This window comes from Neochlamydia sp. EPS4, from assembly GCF_000813665.1.
GTDB lineage: Bacteria > Chlamydiota > Chlamydiia > Chlamydiales > Parachlamydiaceae > Neochlamydia.
The window spans coordinates 72,541-90,423 of sequence record NZ_JSDQ01000048.1 but is presented as its reverse complement, the minus strand read 5'-3'; the positions used below and the strand labels follow the sequence as shown (position 1 = coordinate 90,423).

General features: G+C 38.0%; 12 protein-coding genes and 2 tRNA genes. 3 read left to right on the top strand and 11 right to left on the bottom strand.

What is annotated here, in order from left to right:
- Positions 1 to 19 precede the first annotated feature (19 nt).
- From secE to infA, 5 genes are all read right to left on the bottom strand, one after another.
- Entirely contained in the window at positions 20 to 313 is a 294-nt protein-coding gene (secE, locus tag DB42_RS04890; RefSeq protein ID WP_052436001.1) for a preprotein translocase subunit SecE, read from the bottom strand.
- 38 nt (positions 314 to 351) lie between these two features.
- Positions 352 to 424 (bottom strand) — tRNA-Trp (locus tag DB42_RS04885).
- Positions 425 to 494: 70 nt separating this feature from the next.
- The gene (gene tuf, locus DB42_RS04880; protein WP_044881977.1) at positions 495 to 1,679 is read right to left on the bottom strand and encodes an elongation factor Tu; all 1,185 of its coding nucleotides are present in this window, start codon (positions 1,677 to 1,679) and stop codon (positions 495 to 497) included.
- A 55-nt stretch (positions 1,680 to 1,734) separates the two neighbouring features.
- Positions 1,735 to 1,806, bottom strand: a tRNA-Thr gene (locus tag DB42_RS04875).
- A gap of 87 nt (positions 1,807 to 1,893) precedes the next feature.
- Complete coding sequence (gene infA / locus DB42_RS04870; RefSeq protein WP_039385545.1) at positions 1,894 to 2,112, bottom strand: translation initiation factor IF-1; 219 nt, start codon at positions 2,110 to 2,112, stop codon at positions 1,894 to 1,896.
- Between the two features lie 745 nt (positions 2,113 to 2,857).
- On the opposite strand from infA, the gene DB42_RS04865 reads away from it, so the two are divergent.
- Entirely contained in the window at positions 2,858 to 3,283 is a 426-nt protein-coding gene (locus DB42_RS04865; RefSeq protein WP_044881976.1) for a SufE family protein, read from the top strand.
- A 235-nt stretch (positions 3,284 to 3,518) separates the two neighbouring features.
- On the opposite strand, the gene DB42_RS04860 is transcribed toward DB42_RS04865, so the two are convergent.
- From DB42_RS04860 to DB42_RS04850, 3 genes are read right to left on the bottom strand one after another with little or no spacing between them, the layout of a single operon-like run.
- Positions 3,519 to 5,342, bottom strand: coding sequence for an Hsp70 family protein (locus DB42_RS04860; protein WP_044881975.1), 1,824 nt, complete (start codon positions 5,340 to 5,342; stop codon positions 3,519 to 3,521).
- Positions 5,343 to 5,390: 48 nt separating this feature from the next.
- Positions 5,391 to 5,879: a DUF2760 domain-containing protein gene (locus DB42_RS04855; RefSeq protein WP_044881974.1), complete on the bottom strand. Its 489-nt coding sequence runs from the start codon at positions 5,877 to 5,879 to the stop codon at positions 5,391 to 5,393.
- An 11-nt stretch (positions 5,880 to 5,890) separates the two neighbouring features.
- Positions 5,891 to 7,159: an amino acid permease gene (locus tag DB42_RS04850; protein WP_052436000.1), complete on the bottom strand. Its 1,269-nt coding sequence runs from the start codon at positions 7,157 to 7,159 to the stop codon at positions 5,891 to 5,893.
- Positions 7,160 to 7,524: 365 nt separating this feature from the next.
- On the opposite strand from DB42_RS04850, the gene DB42_RS04845 reads away from it, so the two are divergent.
- Together DB42_RS04845 and DB42_RS10425 are read left to right on the top strand one after the other, a co-directional pair.
- The gene (locus tag DB42_RS04845) at positions 7,525 to 8,256 is read left to right on the top strand and encodes an ABC transporter ATP-binding protein (protein WP_044881973.1); all 732 of its coding nucleotides are present in this window, start codon (positions 7,525 to 7,527) and stop codon (positions 8,254 to 8,256) included.
- Positions 8,257 to 9,396: 1,140 nt separating this feature from the next.
- Complete coding sequence (locus tag DB42_RS10425; RefSeq protein WP_052435999.1) at positions 9,397 to 10,857, top strand: ankyrin repeat domain-containing protein; 1,461 nt, start codon at positions 9,397 to 9,399, stop codon at positions 10,855 to 10,857.
- 5 nt (positions 10,858 to 10,862) lie between these two features.
- Here DB42_RS10425 and DB42_RS04830 read toward each other — a convergent pair whose 3' ends face one another.
- The 3 genes from DB42_RS04830 to DB42_RS10415 form a co-directional block, all read right to left on the bottom strand.
- The gene (locus DB42_RS04830; RefSeq protein WP_044881971.1) at positions 10,863 to 12,839 is read right to left on the bottom strand and encodes a protein kinase; all 1,977 of its coding nucleotides are present in this window, start codon (positions 12,837 to 12,839) and stop codon (positions 10,863 to 10,865) included.
- 675 nt (positions 12,840 to 13,514) lie between these two features.
- Complete coding sequence (locus DB42_RS10420) at positions 13,515 to 14,975, bottom strand: ankyrin repeat domain-containing protein (protein ID WP_052435998.1); 1,461 nt, start codon at positions 14,973 to 14,975, stop codon at positions 13,515 to 13,517.
- A gap of 403 nt (positions 14,976 to 15,378) precedes the next feature.
- Complete coding sequence (locus DB42_RS10415; protein WP_052435997.1) at positions 15,379 to 16,839, bottom strand: ankyrin repeat domain-containing protein; 1,461 nt, start codon at positions 16,837 to 16,839, stop codon at positions 15,379 to 15,381.
- Between the last annotated feature and the right edge of the window lie 1,044 nt (positions 16,840 to 17,883).

Below are 17,883 nucleotides of genomic sequence, written 5' to 3'. Positions count from 1 at the left end.
ACCACCGCCGTTATTAATCTTAAACTACTAAACGCAGAGCCGACTCTAAAAACCAAAGGCACGCTTGAATGAGTAAATCCATAAAATATATACCCATCCCACAAAAAAAAGTGGCACCGACCACAATAAGAGTATAAGTTTTTAATTCTTCCGGATTCGTCCAGTTAATACGTTTAAGTTCAGCTTTAATTTCACTAATAAAGTCGGCTACTTGTATTTTTTTGTGAGCCGCCACAGTTTCTTTATTTTTAGAGGTATTAAGGGCAGGTTGTTGTTTTTTCTTTGCTTCTATTGATTTGACTTCGACTACCATTTTACCTCCAATATACTCTCATTGTGATTACTTCACTACGAGTGCGGAGGGATTCGAACCCCCGACCGGCGGCTTTGGAGACCGCTGCTCTACCAGCTGAGCTACACACCCTCATCATTAAGGTAAGTGTGTAGAAAATTGTAGGCTACCCACCTATTTCTCTACACACTCACACTAACACTTACTTGATAATCTCTGATACTGTACCAGCACCGATAGTATGTCCGCCTTCACGAATAGCAAAGCGCATACCTTTTTCCATAGCCACTGGAGCAATTAATTTAACGATAATTTCCACGTTATCACCAGGCATCACCATTTCTACACCTGCTGGCAATTCAATGGTACCGGTTACGTCTGTCGTACGGAAGTAAAATTGAGGGCGATAACCTGTAAAGAAAGGTTTCTTACGGCCACCTTCTTCTTTAGTCAACACGTATACAGGCGCTTTGAACTCAGTATGAGGAGTGCAAGTACCCGGAGCTGCTAACACCATTCCACGCTCGATATCCGTCTTTTCAAGACCGCGAAGAAGAAGACCGACGTTTTCACCGGCACGTGCTTCATCCATAGACTTGTTAAACATCTCTACCCCTGTCGCTACAGTATCGCGTGTTACACCTAGCCCAACCAACTGTAACTTATCGTTTAATTTGACTATTCCTCGCTCTACACGACCAGTAGCTACTGTACCACGTCCAGAAATTGAGAACACATCTTCAACAGGCATTAAGAAAGGCTTATCAATTTCTCGTGTAGGTGTAGGAATTTGCTGATCAACAGTACGCATTAACTGCCTAACTGCTTCCACATATTTTTCATCCCCTTCGAGAGCTTTTAAGGCAGATCCTCTAACAATAGGCACATCTTTATAGCCTTTTGATTCGAGTAGCTCATGCAATTCTAATTCCACCAAGTCAAGCAACTCTTGATCGCTTTCACCTAGCATATCTACTTTGTTAAGAAAGACAACAATCGCAGGAACTTGCATCTGACGAGCCAATAAGATATGCTCGCGCGTTTGAGGCATAGCACCATCTGTGGCAGCTACCACAAGTATAGCACCATCCATTTGTGCAGCACCAGTAATCATGTTTTTTACATAATCAGCGTGACCTGGGCAGTCAACGTGCGCATAGTGACGAGCATCAGTTTCATATTCCACGTGAGTGGAGTTGATAGTGATACCACGTGCTTTTTCTTCAGGTGTATTATCAATTGAAGCATAGTCTCTAAAAGTTGCTCCGCCTGCTTCAGCCAATGTTTTTGTTATAGCGGCTGTTAAGGTTGTTTTGCCATGGTCGACGTGGCCAATAGTGCCCACGTTTACGTGAGGCTTATTACGTTGAAATGATTGTTTTGCCATTATATCCTCCGTTAAACTCCAGTAAGGACGTTAATATATTTATTTTTTTCTTTTTTGCCCAGAAAAGGAATTGAACCTTCGACCGCTTGCTTACCATGCAAGTGCTCTACCACTGAGCTATCTGGGCAAGCAATTTTTGTCTGCAAACTCAAAAGCATAAAAGTTTAGCTTTTTTTATATAAAAGATCAACAATTATCAGGATCTTTCCTATTCTTAACGTTGGCGGAAAATTATCCGAGCTTTCGTTAAATCATAAGGAGACATCTCTACAGTCACCACATCTCCTACTAAAACACGAATATTTTTCATTCGCATTTTTCCACATAGATGGGCTATAACCTTTAAGCCATTTTGTAAGGACACTCTAAAGGTCATATTTGGAAGCAGCTCTTCTACAGTGCCGTCCAATTTAATAGTATCTTCTTTTGCCATGCTATATTTGGGTTTATGTCTTTGAAGAAATAGAAACGATTTATTTAGTGTAGAATAAATTAACACAAATTTGTTAAATGTCAAGCATAAATGTAAAATCCATGAAAATTATTTTACTCTTAGAGGACATCACTTGGCTAATCTCCTTCTAGCTTTTCTGCTATATTGCAAACACCCTCTTGTAAGGACGTTTTTTATATTTATCTTAAGGCTTAAGGACTCAACGCCTACCTTTTGTTAAGAATTTTTGATTGCACTTCTCTTTGCCTAACATCCTTACATGACCTAATGAATATTTAAAACCAGGCTTCTGCAAGCTCTTTCTGCAGGTAACTTACCAGTACTTTTATCTTCGCTAGTCCCTTTAAGCTATGCCTATTTCCCTTTGTGAATATGGATAAAAAAACACTCCTCTTTTTAATTTTTCAGTTTAGGAGAACAGAAGTTAAACATTACTCTAGAGGATTAAAGGCTGACCTATGAAACCTACGAAGCTAGAGAAAAATTTAATATGGTAAATAAACGATAGGAGAGCTATTATTTCCTTAGGATAGTCAATCACTTCACGCAGGCTCTTTATTAAAGAATAAGGGGCGATAAATTAAAAGCTTTTATTTTTTGCAAACACTTGCTAGCTAGAGTTTATTTAAACTTGCGTTAAGTTTGCTATTCCTTAAATTTTTTAGCTTTAAGGTAAAGTAGATATTAGAGCTATATATTAAACTAGATAAGATGTTGTTCCCTTATGTCACCAACCTTTGAAAGAAAGCAAAACGAATTAAAAGCTCTTTTTGCAGCTTGTCCTAATGAAGAGTCTAAATACAAAAAGATCATTGAAATGGGTCGAACACTAACGAAGCTGGAACCCCCTCATAAAACCTCTGAGAATATTGTTAAAGGCTGCCAAAGTGCCATGTATTTACACTCTTTTTTAAAAGAGGGAAACGTCTATTTTGAAGTGGAGTCTGAAGCTTTAATTTCTGCCGGGCTAGCAGCTCTTCTTGTGTATGTCTATAATGGAGAGACACCAGAATCTATTTTAACCTGTGCACCCACATTCTTAGAAGACTTGGGTATTCGGGCTAGCTTAACACCTAGCCGTGCCAACGGCCTCTACAGTGTACATCTACGCATGAAACAAGATGCCCTCCGATTACTCACAGCTAAGTAAATAGCTTATCGCCCGCTAACCTAAATATTAAATTTTCTTAACCCAAACCTCCACCCGCTTCTTGCAGGGCTTTTGCAATTTTACAGGTAGAGCCAGTTTTTAAGTTACCTACAAGAAGAAAAGCGTAAAAATTAAGATGCAAAGCACTTAAGACAGGATGAAAAAACTAAAACTTCAGGTCACTTAAAGAAAAAGTCCCGTAATTTTTTTTACTGGCTGGCAGCTAACTACTTCATCAAGACGGATTTATTTCCTTACGTGTTTCAAATTCCAGCTTCCATTGACGTCCATCTGCTGATACACACCATAGCTCCAGTACACCCAATTCTGTCATCCGAGACTTTAACTTAACATTAATCACTTTTCCATCTCCTTCCATTCGGTCTAGGCAAGCTTCCATGCTAGGTAACTCGGTCAGCTCCTGCTTCCAATTTTTAACTACGGTTCCTACGGAAGGTTCTATACCACTGGACAACGTTTTAGTTGCATGGCTAAAAAAGCGAAAGGTAGCTGTCTGTCCTACTACAAGGGCAAATTCTTGATCCGGTAAATCTTGCTCTGAGCCTTCTTCCATGCCAAAAGGTACTACACACACAGCTTTAAGAGGGGGTGTAATACCGGGCACGGCCAAGGTAGCCTCTTCTACGCCCACATAAAAACTGCGACTTGTACCGCTTTTAATTCTTATGGCCTGCCCTCGGCAAGCAAGTCCATAGCTAACAGCTCCATAGCTCACAGCATGATCCAGATCACCGTCTGCCAATACTTTTACCGTTTCTCTATGCATTTTTGTAGCCCAATAATTAAGTTGCTCTACCACTCTTTGGCAAAACGCTTCTGCTTTCATGGTTCCCCCGTTAAAGAGGACAGCGTTAGGCATTAGAAAATTATCCATGCTTGAGCTTTCACTTTCACCGGTCATAGACAAAAATTTAGCTAATTGACAGGTTATACGCGCATCTTGCGCATAAGGTAAGCCGATCTGCTGCAAGCCTAAACGTTTTTCATGATGAGCACGCTCTTCGAGAGGTACTATAGGCATAAAACCTTGCAGAATTAATTCTTGGGCTTCTGGCAAGGTTATAAATGTTTTTAAAGAATTGGCTATTAGTTTACGTCCTCTCCCCATGATAGTGATGTCCACTTGCTGAGAGGGTTCTGCCGAAAACAGTTGTTCCTTTGCTTGCCGGCAAGCATGTGTTAAAGCTTTAAGCTGCCACTCATCAATAGAATGGCCTTGCTCTTCTAATTTAGATTTTGCAAGGTAAGCTAACGCTAGATCCATATTGTCTCCACCCAGTAATAGATGAGATCCTACGGCAATGCGGTTTAATCCTACATCTCCTTCTTGGTCAATTACGGAGATGACACTAAAATCGGTAGTTCCTCCCCCAATATCTACTACTAAAATATGATCTCCCACTTTAAGGATTTTACGCCAATCCTGGGCATGCCTATGCAACCATGCATAAAAGGCTGCCTGAGGTTCTTCCAGAAGAATAATAGCGGGATATTCTGCTAAAGCTGCAGCTTCTTCGACAAGTTGGCGAGCTCGCGGATCAAAAGAGGCAGGAACCGTAATTAAGATCTGCTGCTCTTTAAATGGAACTTGCGGCATGCTTTTTTCCCATGCTAAGCGCATGTGCCGCAATAATTCCGAACAAGCTTGCAAGGGACTTATTTTTGAGCCTTCTTCGTCCAAGTCGATAGGAAGGAGGGGGGCATGGGGATTAATGCCAGGATGACAAAGCCAGGATTTTGCTGATGAAATGAGCCGAGCAGGCAGCTCAGCCCCTCTATTACGAGCATACGATCCTACACACTTATTAGAGCTAAAAAAATCTGCTAGCCCTAGAGGGATTGCAGAAAGCTCCTCTGATAAGGGAAAATATAAAAAAGAGGGAAGAGCTTTGCTCTCACCTAAGGTTGTAGCCTCCATGACCTGTGGAATAGAAAATTGATGAATGACGGGGCTATTATTATCAACTTGCGTATAAGCTAAAGTGCAATTAGTCGTTCCAAGATCAATACCGATAATATAATGGCTAGAAGAGACCATGATTAAAATACCTTATATACAATATATAGAGAGAAATAGTTTCTTTAATTATCCTTTAACTTCAATTTCTGCAGGGCAAATAATTTCGGAGGCTTGTTCTGCCATTTTCATGGGCAGAGATCGTTTATGAGCTTTCCAGCCTTGGTGAACAATAGTCCCTATGTAGGGAGGCTCTCCCTTAACTTGGCCCGATACTTTTATAGCTGTAGTATCATATCCTTTAGGTACTGTAACCCTTGCTCCCTCTTTTTCTAGCATGATAGGACGTATGGTTACCAGTTCTTCCAAGTTCTTGCTACATTCTTGATGTATTTGACGTACAGCCGCACCTACCTGAGCATCAGTAAAAGCATGAATATCTTCTTTTAAAAAATCAATAAGCCGCCCTGACTGTTGCAATAAAGCAAGCAAGCGCAAATGTGAATAGTCTTGCTTGGTACTTTCTAAATTTTTCACCGAATCGTCTAAAAAAACTAGAGCCTTAGTGGGCTCCTTCCAAGCTTTAATAAACGCTTTTATAGCTAATAAAAAACGCATGACAATTTCTCCTAAATGTCGATTCTTTTTTCGATTAGTTCATAGGCTTCATACACAGAAGATAAATACCCGGTGTGTACAAAAATCTCAAGCAATAAACATAGAAGAAAAAATATAAATACTACGCTTAGTAGTAATTTTCCTCCCGGCACGCGAAAATAAGCTGGATATCCTTTAGAATACCGCCCTACCCAGACCATTAAAACAGGAATAAAGCCATTTAAGATTGTATCCCCATAACCGCCCGAAGAATCTAAAGCGACGACAAACACTCTCTCAAATTGAGTAGCAAAAACAAGGGTAGGCATGATGATTAAGATGCCTAATATTACGTTTCCCATTCCTATTTTTTTAATTTTTAATCCATCGGAAAGGAAATCAAATAGCCCTAAAGCAATTCCCAAAAAAGAAGTGACAACGGCAAAAAAAGCAAAAAAATGGGCGATACTTGCTACATACTTTCCGTGCACATGCTCATTTAAAAAAAGGGTGGCAGGCTTGCCATCTATCAAGGCTTGAGCCAAGCCATGGGTTCCTTCTACAGGAACAATACCTAGCATCATACATTGCCATAAAGCATAGATCATAAAGGTGATAGAGGTCCCTCCAATAATTGCTAAACGTAAGCCTTTTAAATTCTTTTTTAAATAAGGGGTCAAACTTGGGACCATTGTTTGATAGCTGAAAGAGGCCAACATTAAAGGAATAGCTAATAGAAAACCGGTCCAATGACTATATTTCAAATAAGTAACTTGCACTTCAGGCATCCCTATGCTAATTAAGGCTACATAGGAAGCAAGCATAGCCATAAATAAAATTGCATTGACTCGACCTACAATGGCACTCCCTAAATAGAGGACGAGTCCAAAAGTTAAGATATAGATCATACACCCTAGTTCTTTAGTCAAGGGAATATCAAAAATGCTGCCGAACGCGAGGGCTAGCTGATGGCCTCCTGCTGCTGTATAGGCAACAAGCGAGGCATAACAAATAAAGAGATAGAGAATCCAGCTAATCCAACGTCCAACATTTCCTAAAAGGCGATGTGTCATGGTATCGACATGGACACCTTCTTCCATCCACAGGCTAACTTCCAATAAAAGTAAACCTGTAATTGTCATCATTATCCAACAGATAACCATGACCACTAAAGAAGGTATAAAACCATTCACACCCGTGGCCACAGGCAAAGCAAGCATTCCTCCGCCAATACAACAACCCGCTACAAGAAACATAGCTGACAAAACGGTTCCTTTAGAAGGAACGTGACTTTTTTCCACAACTCTCCTTAATGAATTTTAAAATTAGTGAAATGATCATAGATAATTTAGTGATAGTCATCAAGAGGAAACACCTATAGAACTAATAGTAGGGCACCATACAATCTAATTTATCTTTTACCTCCTTAAAAGTTAGCCAAACTCTCTACTTCTTTCCTTTCCAGGAGCATACTTTCAAGACGCCAAAGGAGATGGAGATAAAAAAATTTTCTAAGCTTTCCTCTAGAGATTGTTATAATAACAAACTTCATCCAGCAACCCATCTATTCATTCAATGTTCTTGAAAGGTAGTCTATACATCTTTAAGCTTGTGTTTCATTCAATCCTCTCTTTTATTAAGATAAAAAAAGACTCAACGAGTGAATATGCCAACATTCTTATTAAAAATTCAAAACCTCTCTTTTTCCTTCGGAGAAAAAAAGATATTAAAAAATCTTTCGTTAGATATATCACCTAACGAAGTTATTTCTTTAGTAGGATGGTCAGGATCAGGGAAGACGACTCTCTTTAAACTCCTCGCAGGCATATTACCGCTCGAAACAGGAGTTATTAGCGTAGCCACAGGTCAACCTGCAGAATCCATTGCTTTTATGGCGCAAGAAGATCTATTGCTTCCTTGGAGAACCATTCTAGAAAACTTACTCCTCCCTACAGAATTAGGGAAAAAGCCTTCTTCTAGCTTATCCCTCCAGCAAAAAGCATTAAGCCTGCTCTCAGAAATGGGCCTCAAAGAAAGTGCTAACCTATATCCTGAGCAACTTTCTGGAGGAATGCGCCAAAGGGCTTCTCTCGCCCGTGCTCTTTTGCAACAACGCCCTCTTCTACTGCTAGACGAGCCTTTTAACAAGCTAGATGTAGTGCTTCGTGAGCAGATTTATGAACTATTACGCAAAATCAAAGAAAAATTAAATTGTACGATTTTAATGAATACCCACGACTTCCGTGATGCTATTTATCTGGCAGATCGGATTTTATTGCTGCATGATGGGAGTATTCATAAGATATGGAAAATAGAAAATAACCTGCGTCGTGATCCGCTTCATTATGCAACCCTTTCAGAGGAAATCCGGCAGGCCCTCTTTAATTTGATAGATTAAGCTTGATAAGTATGAACTTTTAATTTTCCTCCTCTAAATGGCCTTGTTAGATAAATAATCTAGTAGGTCGTTTGTTTTAAGGCCCAGCCTTATGCTACTAAATTAGCACTTATTGTCCTTTAGGTATTCCAATTCTTCCATCTACTTCATAGAGCAGCATTTAAATTATAAGGCCTGCTTGCTGATAGGCCACTTTCCTAAAGAAAAAATTCCCTGCCAAGCTCTAAATAACTTTCAAAGTATTATTTCTTTTTTCTCCATCCAGGTCTTGCCAGTCTTTGGCTTAAGGTTCCTCCTCGCAGAGGGGCTGAAGGATTTATACTCCGACTATAAGATGATGGGTAGAAAGATTATCTATCATAAGCTTCCTGTCTATAAGGAATTTTTAGGCTCTTTGGCAACTTAAAGGATCATGGAGTTTGTTATTAAATCATCCGCTTTATTGCTCTTTGTCAAATCCCTCAAAATAATCTCCTATAGATTTGGACAAATGCTTAAGTGAATCTTTCTTCAAATTCTCCGCTTGTCATTCCCATGCTAGTAAACTTTGCATTCTCCTTCGCCCTAGAGAGCTTCATCCCACAAAAATCAAAGGCTATCTCTGTTATGGAAGCGTATGGCTTAACTTCTTCACGTTCTTGCCAAGCTCTTTAGTGCATCTACAGATGCATATGTATATAACTAGGATGGACGAATAGTAAGCAGCCTTGAGTATTAACCGCATAGAATAGACATCTGCTAACTTCATTAAACATTAAAAGTATTTAAACCTTCTACTTGATAATGAATTAAAAAGCTAAATCCCATCCAAAACTTAAACTAAAAATATATTTTCCTATTTTGATTAATGAAGTTATAGCTTATGTTTAACTGCGGATAAATTTTTGAATTAAAGCTTGAAAAGCAAGGATAGCCTATAAACGCTTACCTACTTGAATAGAAGCTAAGAAATATGGATAGCGATATAGGAGAATAAATTCTAACCGCCTTTACCTTTCTATAGCCTATAACTGCCATACCCCTAGAATAGGTTAGCCCCTTGCTAAAAATAACTCATTAATATTTTCTAGGATTAATTAGATTTTTAAATAATGCACGGTTTGCTATTAGACTTATAAAACATTAAAGAAAGGGTTTTACATGCAACCTCAAAATCTCTCCCCCCATCCGCTATCAAAGATTTCACCTGAAATTCCTGTAGCTGAGATTTCCCCCGAGGTCCACAAGATGTTACAAAATCCTGAACTTTACGCTAGGGTAGAGGGTACTCTATGTGGCCGGCTGGTTAAATTGCTCCTAGCACGCTGTAATGCCACTTTAGAAAAACATTTATATGCATACAAAGCTAAAGGAGTTGTGCTCTCAGAAAGTTTACAGATTATATTGGGAATAGCCCAAGCCACAGATAATCAAGAAGCCCTTGATATACTTTATAAGTATAATCCTAACTTAGATTCCATCTGCCATATTAAACTTATGGCTCATCGATTTAGTATTGTCGGTAAAAGCCAAATAAATGGGCAGTCTTTTGAGTTAGAAGGTTCTGATCATCGCATTACCTTTCAAGCTCTTTATACTTCGCTTAAACTTCATCTAGCTCTTCCTGAACAAGAAATTATTCTTCCTATTATTGAAATGATCTTAAAAGTTGAAAAAGATCCTCATACAAAGGATCAAATTCTTATAGACGCCTATCATCAAGGCAAAACAATTTTTTTGCCTTTGCTATTTAAGCTAGTTACAGCCAGTCACGTCTATGGTTTTCTCATTAAAGGCAACCGGCTAATCAAGCTTAATAAAGGACTTCATGCAGACCTACCCACCGGTTTGCATATTTATAAAATAGCTGATCCTTCTAAGATTAATATTGAATACATTCATAGATTACTGAACACGAATGTATTGAGGACATATTTTGAAAAAGGTGTGGATAAAGAACTTGGCCTTGTTCACGACCACTATATTCCTACTACCCTTCAAAAAGCAGGAGTTTGTTCTTGGTCTATAGCCAAACTAGCTTTACGCGGAGGATTTATTTTAGAAGGGATAGAAAATGAAAAATTAAAATATAAAAAATGGAGCCAAGCCGATCGTTTTGCAACAGTCATTGATTATCTAAAGCAAGAAAATGTAGATCCCCACTTAATCGCTTCTTTGTGGTGTAGAACTAAAGACCAAAAAATTAAAGAAGCTTTGGAAGATAGATTAACAACTACGCATATAGCTAATGAAAACTCCACATCCCTACATTTAGCAGCAGAAAGCAATAACTTTTCAGTGGTAGAAAAGTTATTGCTGGATGGAGAAAATATCAATAGTGAAGACGCTGAAGGCTGGACGCCCTTAATTGCCGCGGCTTGTCAGGGCCATGTTGAAATGGTGGAATATCTGCTGGAAAGAGGAGCCCACGTTAATAAAACGGGCAAAGCAGGCCTTAACGCTTATTGTTATCTATTATCTCAGGTAGGTGAATGCTCTAAAAATCCTAAAATGGAAAGCCGTATCAATAAGGTTGAAAAGGTTTTAATAGAGAAAGGAATTGATACAGATCTTTCCAATGGTTTTAGATGGATGGCACGGCGCTATGCAGAAAGGTTTTAAAACTTTTACTTTTGCATGCTCTGCAGCCTTTTCACCACCACCTCAATCTTTGGCCTTGCTGATGGGTTGGGGTTACACATTTCTATGATGAGCTCTTCTAAATCACCCCTCGCTTTTTGTTTTAGTTTTTCTAGGTCCTCTTTATAACCTGCCTCCGTTAAGTAGAAGGTAAGTGGAATAGGGTCCCTACCCACCTTCCAGGGAGCAGATCCATGGCTGATAAACATTTCTAGCAAACTGACCCCTAGCGCATAAACATCTGCAGGTTTAGCATCCTCGACCTGCTCTTCCTCTGAATATTCTGGTGGGATATAACCTGGCGTGCCTAAGGAATCTCTTCTCTTGTTGACATCGTCATTTTTATGAACAGTATCAAAATCCCCTACAACAGCCTCTACTGTTTCCTGATTGGAGGGATCCCATCGCAAGAAGATGTTTTCAGGCTTAAGATCCCGATGAACCCATCCTTTCTCATGCATTATTTGAATTCCTTGTGCAAGTTGAAGGGCTATTGTAACATGCAATTGCTCGGGAAATTGATTGCTTTTAATAAAAGAGAACATCTTTTCACCAGAAAAAGGGTAATACTTAGATATAAAAGCCTCCTTGCGTCCCCCTGTTTTTTGGGCACTCCAGGTAGACACAGATTTTTTAGGCATTGATTCCCACGCCACATGCTCCATTTGACAAATGTGTGGTTGGCCTTTTACATCCTCTATAAATTGAATTATATCTTTTCTTTGTAACCTATCGAGAGGCTTGAATAAAACCCCTCTGACTTTAATTTCTTCAGTGTCTATATCTTGCATTAACTTAGCCTTTTTATATCCCCCTTTGCCTAGCAAACCTGTTTTTGTTTCATTTCCAATACGAATCCATTCTTCTTTTTTCAGGTGAACTGCAATCTCTCCATTAGAATAAACAGTATATGAATGCGTCAACCCTGGTACTTTCTTAGCGCTAATTTTCGTAAGTGGATCTATGAGGCTTCCCTTTAAAATTTCCTTCAATATAGCCATATCTTGTTCAATAGCCTTAAAGTCAAATTGCTTTGATTTCTCACCCATCATTTTTAATGGCTGGCTAATTTGCTCTTCTATTGTAGCAAGCTCTGCAGGGTGGTTAAATTCTATATCGGCACCTATCTCTAGGTTTTCTAATATTTTATCTAATTCCTCACTAATCTGCTCTGAATCGCTTTGAGACAAGCTTATTTTCGGTATTAACCGGCGTGATTGAGTTTCGTCTAGCTCCGAAGTAATCTTTCTAGCCTCATCAAGCTTTTTCCCTAAGCTGCCAACTTGTAAATGTAGCTCTCTCCCCTCTGGGAATGATTTAAAATTTCCATTCCCTGGTATATTCTTAAGATCGCTATGTTTCTCTCTAATTGCATTTAAATCTTCTAAGTTGGGCTTTTCATCTAGCCTTTGATTTAAATGATGTAAATCCCCCTCAATCTCACTAAGAGCGGCTGCTTCCTTGGTAAGGTCTAAATTTGCTATAGATTCTTCAGCTACAGCTTCTGTTTCCTTCTCTTTACCTTTCATCTTTCTTCTTATTTCTTTTTCTTCAGGTGTCATAAAGGCTAGAGGAATGGCTATTTTTCCAGGGGCAGCTTTACCAGCTGGGGATTGTTGCCCTTTATGGTTTTTTTCAAAAACTTTTCTCAATTTTTCAAGCTTTAGCGACCTTTCACGCCCTTTGACCTCCTCGCTAGCTGGAGTAATTTCTTCCGAGGAAAACTTTCCTTCGAGTTCTGGGGGCTTATTTGATTTCTGTTCTGGCTTTGTTCTGTGAAGGAGACCTCTCTCGGAGGGTCTGTTTAAGAGATAATCTGTCTTCGCCATGATTTCTTTAACTTTTTCGCTTACCTTTACTTGCCCCGGCATCTTTCTCTCGCTGGATACTTGTTCTCTAGGAGTGACAGGTAGAGATTCTTTTTCTTTCCAAAAATTTAAAACTTTACCATAGTCATTATTCATAACTATCCTTTATTAATTGTTATTAAACAAACAAATTTACTAATAATTTAATTATAAATTATAAATATAATTGTTAAAACAATTTATTTATTAAAATTAAAAGTAAATAATTGTAAGTTATTAAAAATTAACAACCACTCCTATAAATTATAATAAAAAAAATCACACATTAATTATTTAATTTGTTAACAAACAATATTTTTTAAATATGCATTCGCGTAATAAGCTGATTTAAAACGCATGATTATTCAAATTAAATAATTCTTATTTATATGAAGCGACTGACAATTAAACTTCTGGAAAAAGAGGACTATTAACCTAAAAGGATAACTTAAGCAGAATTTCAGAAAGGATGTGGAATAACCAATGATCCAAAAATGCTAGCTGAATATGCTAAGCTAAATGGTTGCTAGGTGATCAAAGAAGGCTTTACTTGCGAAGAAGTGAGCAAGCAAGAAGTGCATAACTGGCATAAAGATTTAGCTAAAGTAGGATTGGCTTTTAAAATGTTAAAAAGAGACCTGGAAATACAGCAATCTACTTTCGTAAGGAGCTGAAACAAAAAGCAGAGGTGGATTTAGAAAGACTCTTTATAGAGAGGTACGACCCTGACCCATTATTATTAACGATTGATGAAGTGGTAGAAAGGCTGCAGAGAATGCAAAAGCAAAATTTTTAAAATCCTTTCGCATGGCGTTGAGCCATCAATCTAAAACCATTGGAAAGGTCGGTGTCAATTCCTTTCTCTATTAATAATTGCTTGACCTTTTTAATACGGTTTTCCATTTTAGGGTTTTTAGAGCATTCACCTTGTTGAGATAATAGATGCCAATAAGCATTAAGGCCTGTTTTGCCCGTTTTATTAACGTGGGCTCCTCTTTCCAACAGGTATTCCACCATTTCAACATGCCCCTGGCAAGCCGCGGCAATTAAGGGTGTCCAGCCTTCAGCGTCTTCGCTATTGATATTTTCTCCATCCATCAATAGCTTTCCCACCACCGAAAAGTTATTGCTTTCTGCTGCTAAATGAAGGGGCGTGGATTTTTCATTGGCTATATGCGTGGTTGTTAATCTATCTTCCAAAACTTCTTTAATTTTTTGGTCTTTAGTTCTGCACCATAGAGAAGCGATTAAGTGAGGATCTACATTTTCTTGCTTTAGATAATCAATGACTGTGGCAAAACGATCGGCTTGACTCCATTTTTTATATTTTATTTCTTCATTTTCAATCCCTTCTAAAATAAAGCTTCCGCGTAAAGCCATTTTGGCTAAAGACCAAGAACAGAATCCTCCTCTTTGAAGGGTAGTAGGAATATAGCGGTCGTGAATAAGACCCAGTTCTTTATCCACACCTTTTTCAAAATAAGTTATTAATGCATTCGTGTTCAATAATCTATGAATGTATTCAATATTAATCCTAGAAGGGTCAGCTATTCTATAAACATGTAGACCAGTAGGTAGGTCTTCATGGTATCCTTTGTTAAGCTTGATTAGCCGGTTGCCTTTAATGAGAAAACCATAAATGTGACAGGCTCTAGATAAACTAAATAGCAAAGGTAAAAAAATTGTTTTGCCTTGATGATAGGCATCTAAAAGAATTGCTGGCATTATAGTGGGATCTTTTTCAACTTTTAAAATCATTTCAATAATAGGAAGAATGATCTCCTGCTCAGTAATATCTAAATGCTGTTTAAGGGAAGTATAAAGAGCTTGAAAGGTAATGCGGTGATCAGAACCTTCTAAGTCAAAAGACTGCCCATTTATTTGGCTTTTACCGACAATACCAAATCGATGAGCCATAAGTTTAATATGGCAGATAGAAGCTAAGTTAGGATTATACTTATAAAGTATATCAAGGGCTTCATGATTATCTGTGGCTTGGGCTATTCCCCATACGGTTTCTAGCCTTTTTGAGAGTACAACTCCTTTAGCTTTGTATGCATATAAATGCTTTTCTAAAGTGGTATTACTGCGTGCTAGAAGCAATTTAATCAGCCGGCCACATAGAGTACCCTGGACCATGTCGTAAAGTTCAGGATTTTGTAACATCTTGTGGACCTCGGGGGAAATCTCAGGCATAGAAGTTTCAGGTGAAATCTTTGATAGAGGAGCGGGGGAGAGATTTTGAACTTGCATGAGGTTAAACCTTTATTTAATGTTTTATAAAGCTAATAGCAAAGCTTGCATTATTTAACAATCTAATCAAGCCTAGGAAATATCGATGATTTATTGTTAGCAAGTAGCTATAGGCAAACATTTATAGGCTATCCTTGCCTTTCAAGCTTTAATTGTAAGCGGTCACGGAGATTATCAATTATTTTTTTATAAGTAAAACAATTTTAGAGTTCATATTTACTTAATCATATAATGATAAAAAGAGACCTGGAAATACAGCAATGTACTTTCCTAACGAGCTGAAACAAGAAGCGGGGGTGAATTTAGAAAGGCTCATCATAGAAATGTGTGACCTCGGCCCATCAGCAAGGCCAACAATTGATGAAGTGGTGGAAAGGCTGCAGAGAATGCAAAAGCAAAATTTTTAAAATCCTTTCGCATGGCGTCGGGCCATCAATCTAAAACCATTGGAAAGATCGGTGTCAATTCCTTTCTCTATTAAGAATTGCTTGACCTTTTTAATACGGTTTTCCATTTTAGGGTTTTTAGAGCATTCACCTTGTTGAGATAATAGATGGCAATAAGCATTAAGGCCTGTTTTGCCCGTTTTATTAACGTAGGCTCCTCTTTCCAACAGGTATTCCACCATTTCAACATGGCCCTGGCAAGCCGCGGCAATTAAAGGTGTCCAGCCTTCAGCGTCTTCACTATTGATATTTTCTCCATCCATCAATAGCTTTTCTACCACTGAAAAGTTATTGCTTTCTGCTGCTAAATGAAGAGAGGTAGAATTTTTATTAGCTATAAGCGTAGTTGTTAATCTATCTTCCAATACTTCTTTAATTTTTTGGTCTTTAGTTCTACACCACAAAGAAGCGATTAAGTGGGGATCTACATTTTCTTGCTTTAGATAATCAATGACTGTTGCAAAACGATCGGCTTGGCTCCATTTTTTATATTTTAATTTTTCATTTTTTATCCCTTCTAAAATAAATCCTCCTCGTAAAGCTAGTTTGGCTATAGACCAAGAACAAACTCCTGCTTTTTGAAGGGTAGTAGGGATATAGAGGTCATGAACAAGACCCAGTTCTTTATCCACTCCTTTTTCAAAATAACTCCTTAATACATTCGTGTTCAGTAGCCTATGAATGTATTCAATATTAATCTTAGAAGGATCGCCTATTATATAAACATGTAAGCCTGTTGGTAGGTCTGCATGAAGTCCTTTATTCAGCTTGATTAACCGGTTGCCTTTAATGAGAAAACCATAGATGTGGCCGGCTGTGGCTAGCTTAAATATTAAAGGTAAAAAAATTGTTTTGCCTTGATGATAGGCGTCTATAAGAATTTGATCCTTTGTATGAGGATCTTTTTCAACTTTTAAAATCATTTCAATGATAGGAAGAATCATCTCTTGCTCGGTAACCTCTAGATGCTGTTTAAGCGAATTATAAAGAGCTTGAAAGGTAATGCGGTGATCAAAACCTTCTAAGTCAAAAGACTGCCCATTTATTTGGCTTTTACCGACAATACTAAATCGATGAGCCATAAGTTTAATATGGCAGATGGAAGCTAAGTTAGGATTATACTTATAAAGTATATCCAGAGCTTCTTGATTATCTGTAGCTTGGGCTATTCCCCATACGGTTTCTAGTCTTTTTGAAAGTATAATTCCCTTAGCTTTGTATGCATATAAATGCTTTTCTAAAGTGGTATTGCAGCGTGCTAGAAGCAATTTAATCAATCGGCCACATAGAGTACCCTGTACCATGTCGTAAAGTTCAGGATTTTGTAACATCTTGTGGACCTCGGGGGAAATCTCAGCTACAGGAATTTCAGGTGAAATATTTGATAGGGGATGGGAAGAGAGATTTTGAACTTGCATAAGGTTAAACCCTTTCTTTAATGTTCTATAATGCTAATAGCAAAGCTTGCATTATTTAAAAAACTAATTAATCCTAGGAAATATTGATGATTTATTTTTAGCAAGAAGCTATAGGCAAGCGTTTATAAGCTATCCTTGCTTTTCAAGCTTTAATTCAGAAATTTATCCGCAGCTAACTTTAAGCCATATATTTATTAATCAAAACAAGAAAATATGTTTTTTAGTTTGATTTTCCTATAAAACTTTACTTTTCTGATTCCTTATCTAGTAGAAGGTCAAATCTTGTTGTGTAAATGATTTACTATTTTGTGTAGTTTTTGTGTAGTTAAGGTATAGGTTTTATATCAGGCTTTAACCCTTTAAGTTAATGCCTATTGTTTTTTAAGAATTTTGAGCTTCTTCATCCTTTTCCTAGCTAAAAGTTTTAACCTAGAGCTCTGCTCGCTGAAAAGCTAGCTTCATAGAACGCCAACCTCTTCCAAAGTTTTTTTAAAACGATACATTACCGTTTCGGTAAGCATCTTCTATGTACCCTCAAAGTTCTTCCAAAGCTGCCTGGCAGGGATCCTCTTGCCCAAACTTTGAATGGCTTTCAAGGTACTCATTTCTTCTCGCTTGCCCATCTCGTAGCTTAGCTTTCCTCTTCATAATAGAGATTCTAAAAGATTTACACCTCGAATATAAGTTGAGCAGTAGAAAGCTTATCTATCATAAACGCCATTTCTATAAGCAGTCTTTACACTTTTTGTTAGCTCAATAGCCATAAGATTGGCCACCGAATCACTCAACTTACCTGCAGAGGCGTTGGAAAATTATCCGGTAGACCTACTATTTTTGAAAAATAGAATAAAGAAATGGAACCAAATCATCTTGGACATTTATAACGATTGCCTTGACCAACTGAAACTCATAAGCGACAGCTAGAACACTATCTAGCTTTTTAGGTGTTTCGGCTCCCTGCTTTCTTAATAGCGACCCTTAGGGATTAAAAGAACTATAGCAAGTTGTTATAAAGCAAGCACGCCATCTAGAACAAGACAAAGA

What these genes read in the sequence shown, in the direction of transcription:
- secE (WP_052436001.1), bottom strand. Translation starts at nt 313, where the DNA reads ATGGTAGTCGAAGTCAAATCAATAGAAGCAAAGAAAAAACAACAACCT.
- tuf (WP_044881977.1), bottom strand. Translation starts at nt 1,679, where the DNA reads ATGGCAAAACAATCATTTCAACGTAATAAGCCTCACGTAAACGTGGGC.
- infA (WP_039385545.1), bottom strand. Translation starts at nt 2,112, where the DNA reads ATGGCAAAAGAAGATACTATTAAATTGGACGGCACTGTAGAAGAGCTG.
- DB42_RS04865 (WP_044881976.1), top strand. Translation starts at nt 2,858, where the DNA reads ATGTCACCAACCTTTGAAAGAAAGCAAAACGAATTAAAAGCTCTTTTT.
- DB42_RS04860 (WP_044881975.1), bottom strand. Translation starts at nt 5,342, where the DNA reads ATGGTCTCTTCTAGCCATTATATTATCGGTATTGATCTTGGAACGACT.
- DB42_RS04855 (WP_044881974.1), bottom strand. Translation starts at nt 5,879, where the DNA reads ATGCGTTTTTTATTAGCTATAAAAGCGTTTATTAAAGCTTGGAAGGAG.
- DB42_RS04845 (WP_044881973.1), top strand. Translation starts at nt 7,525, where the DNA reads ATGCCAACATTCTTATTAAAAATTCAAAACCTCTCTTTTTCCTTCGGA.
- DB42_RS10425 (WP_052435999.1), top strand. Translation starts at nt 9,397, where the DNA reads ATGCAACCTCAAAATCTCTCCCCCCATCCGCTATCAAAGATTTCACCT.
- DB42_RS04830 (WP_044881971.1), bottom strand. Translation starts at nt 12,839, where the DNA reads ATGAATAATGACTATGGTAAAGTTTTAAATTTTTGGAAAGAAAAAGAA.
- DB42_RS10420 (WP_052435998.1), bottom strand. Translation starts at nt 14,975, where the DNA reads ATGCAAGTTCAAAATCTCTCCCCCGCTCCTCTATCAAAGATTTCACCT.
- DB42_RS10415 (WP_052435997.1), bottom strand. Translation starts at nt 16,839, where the DNA reads ATGCAAGTTCAAAATCTCTCTTCCCATCCCCTATCAAATATTTCACCT.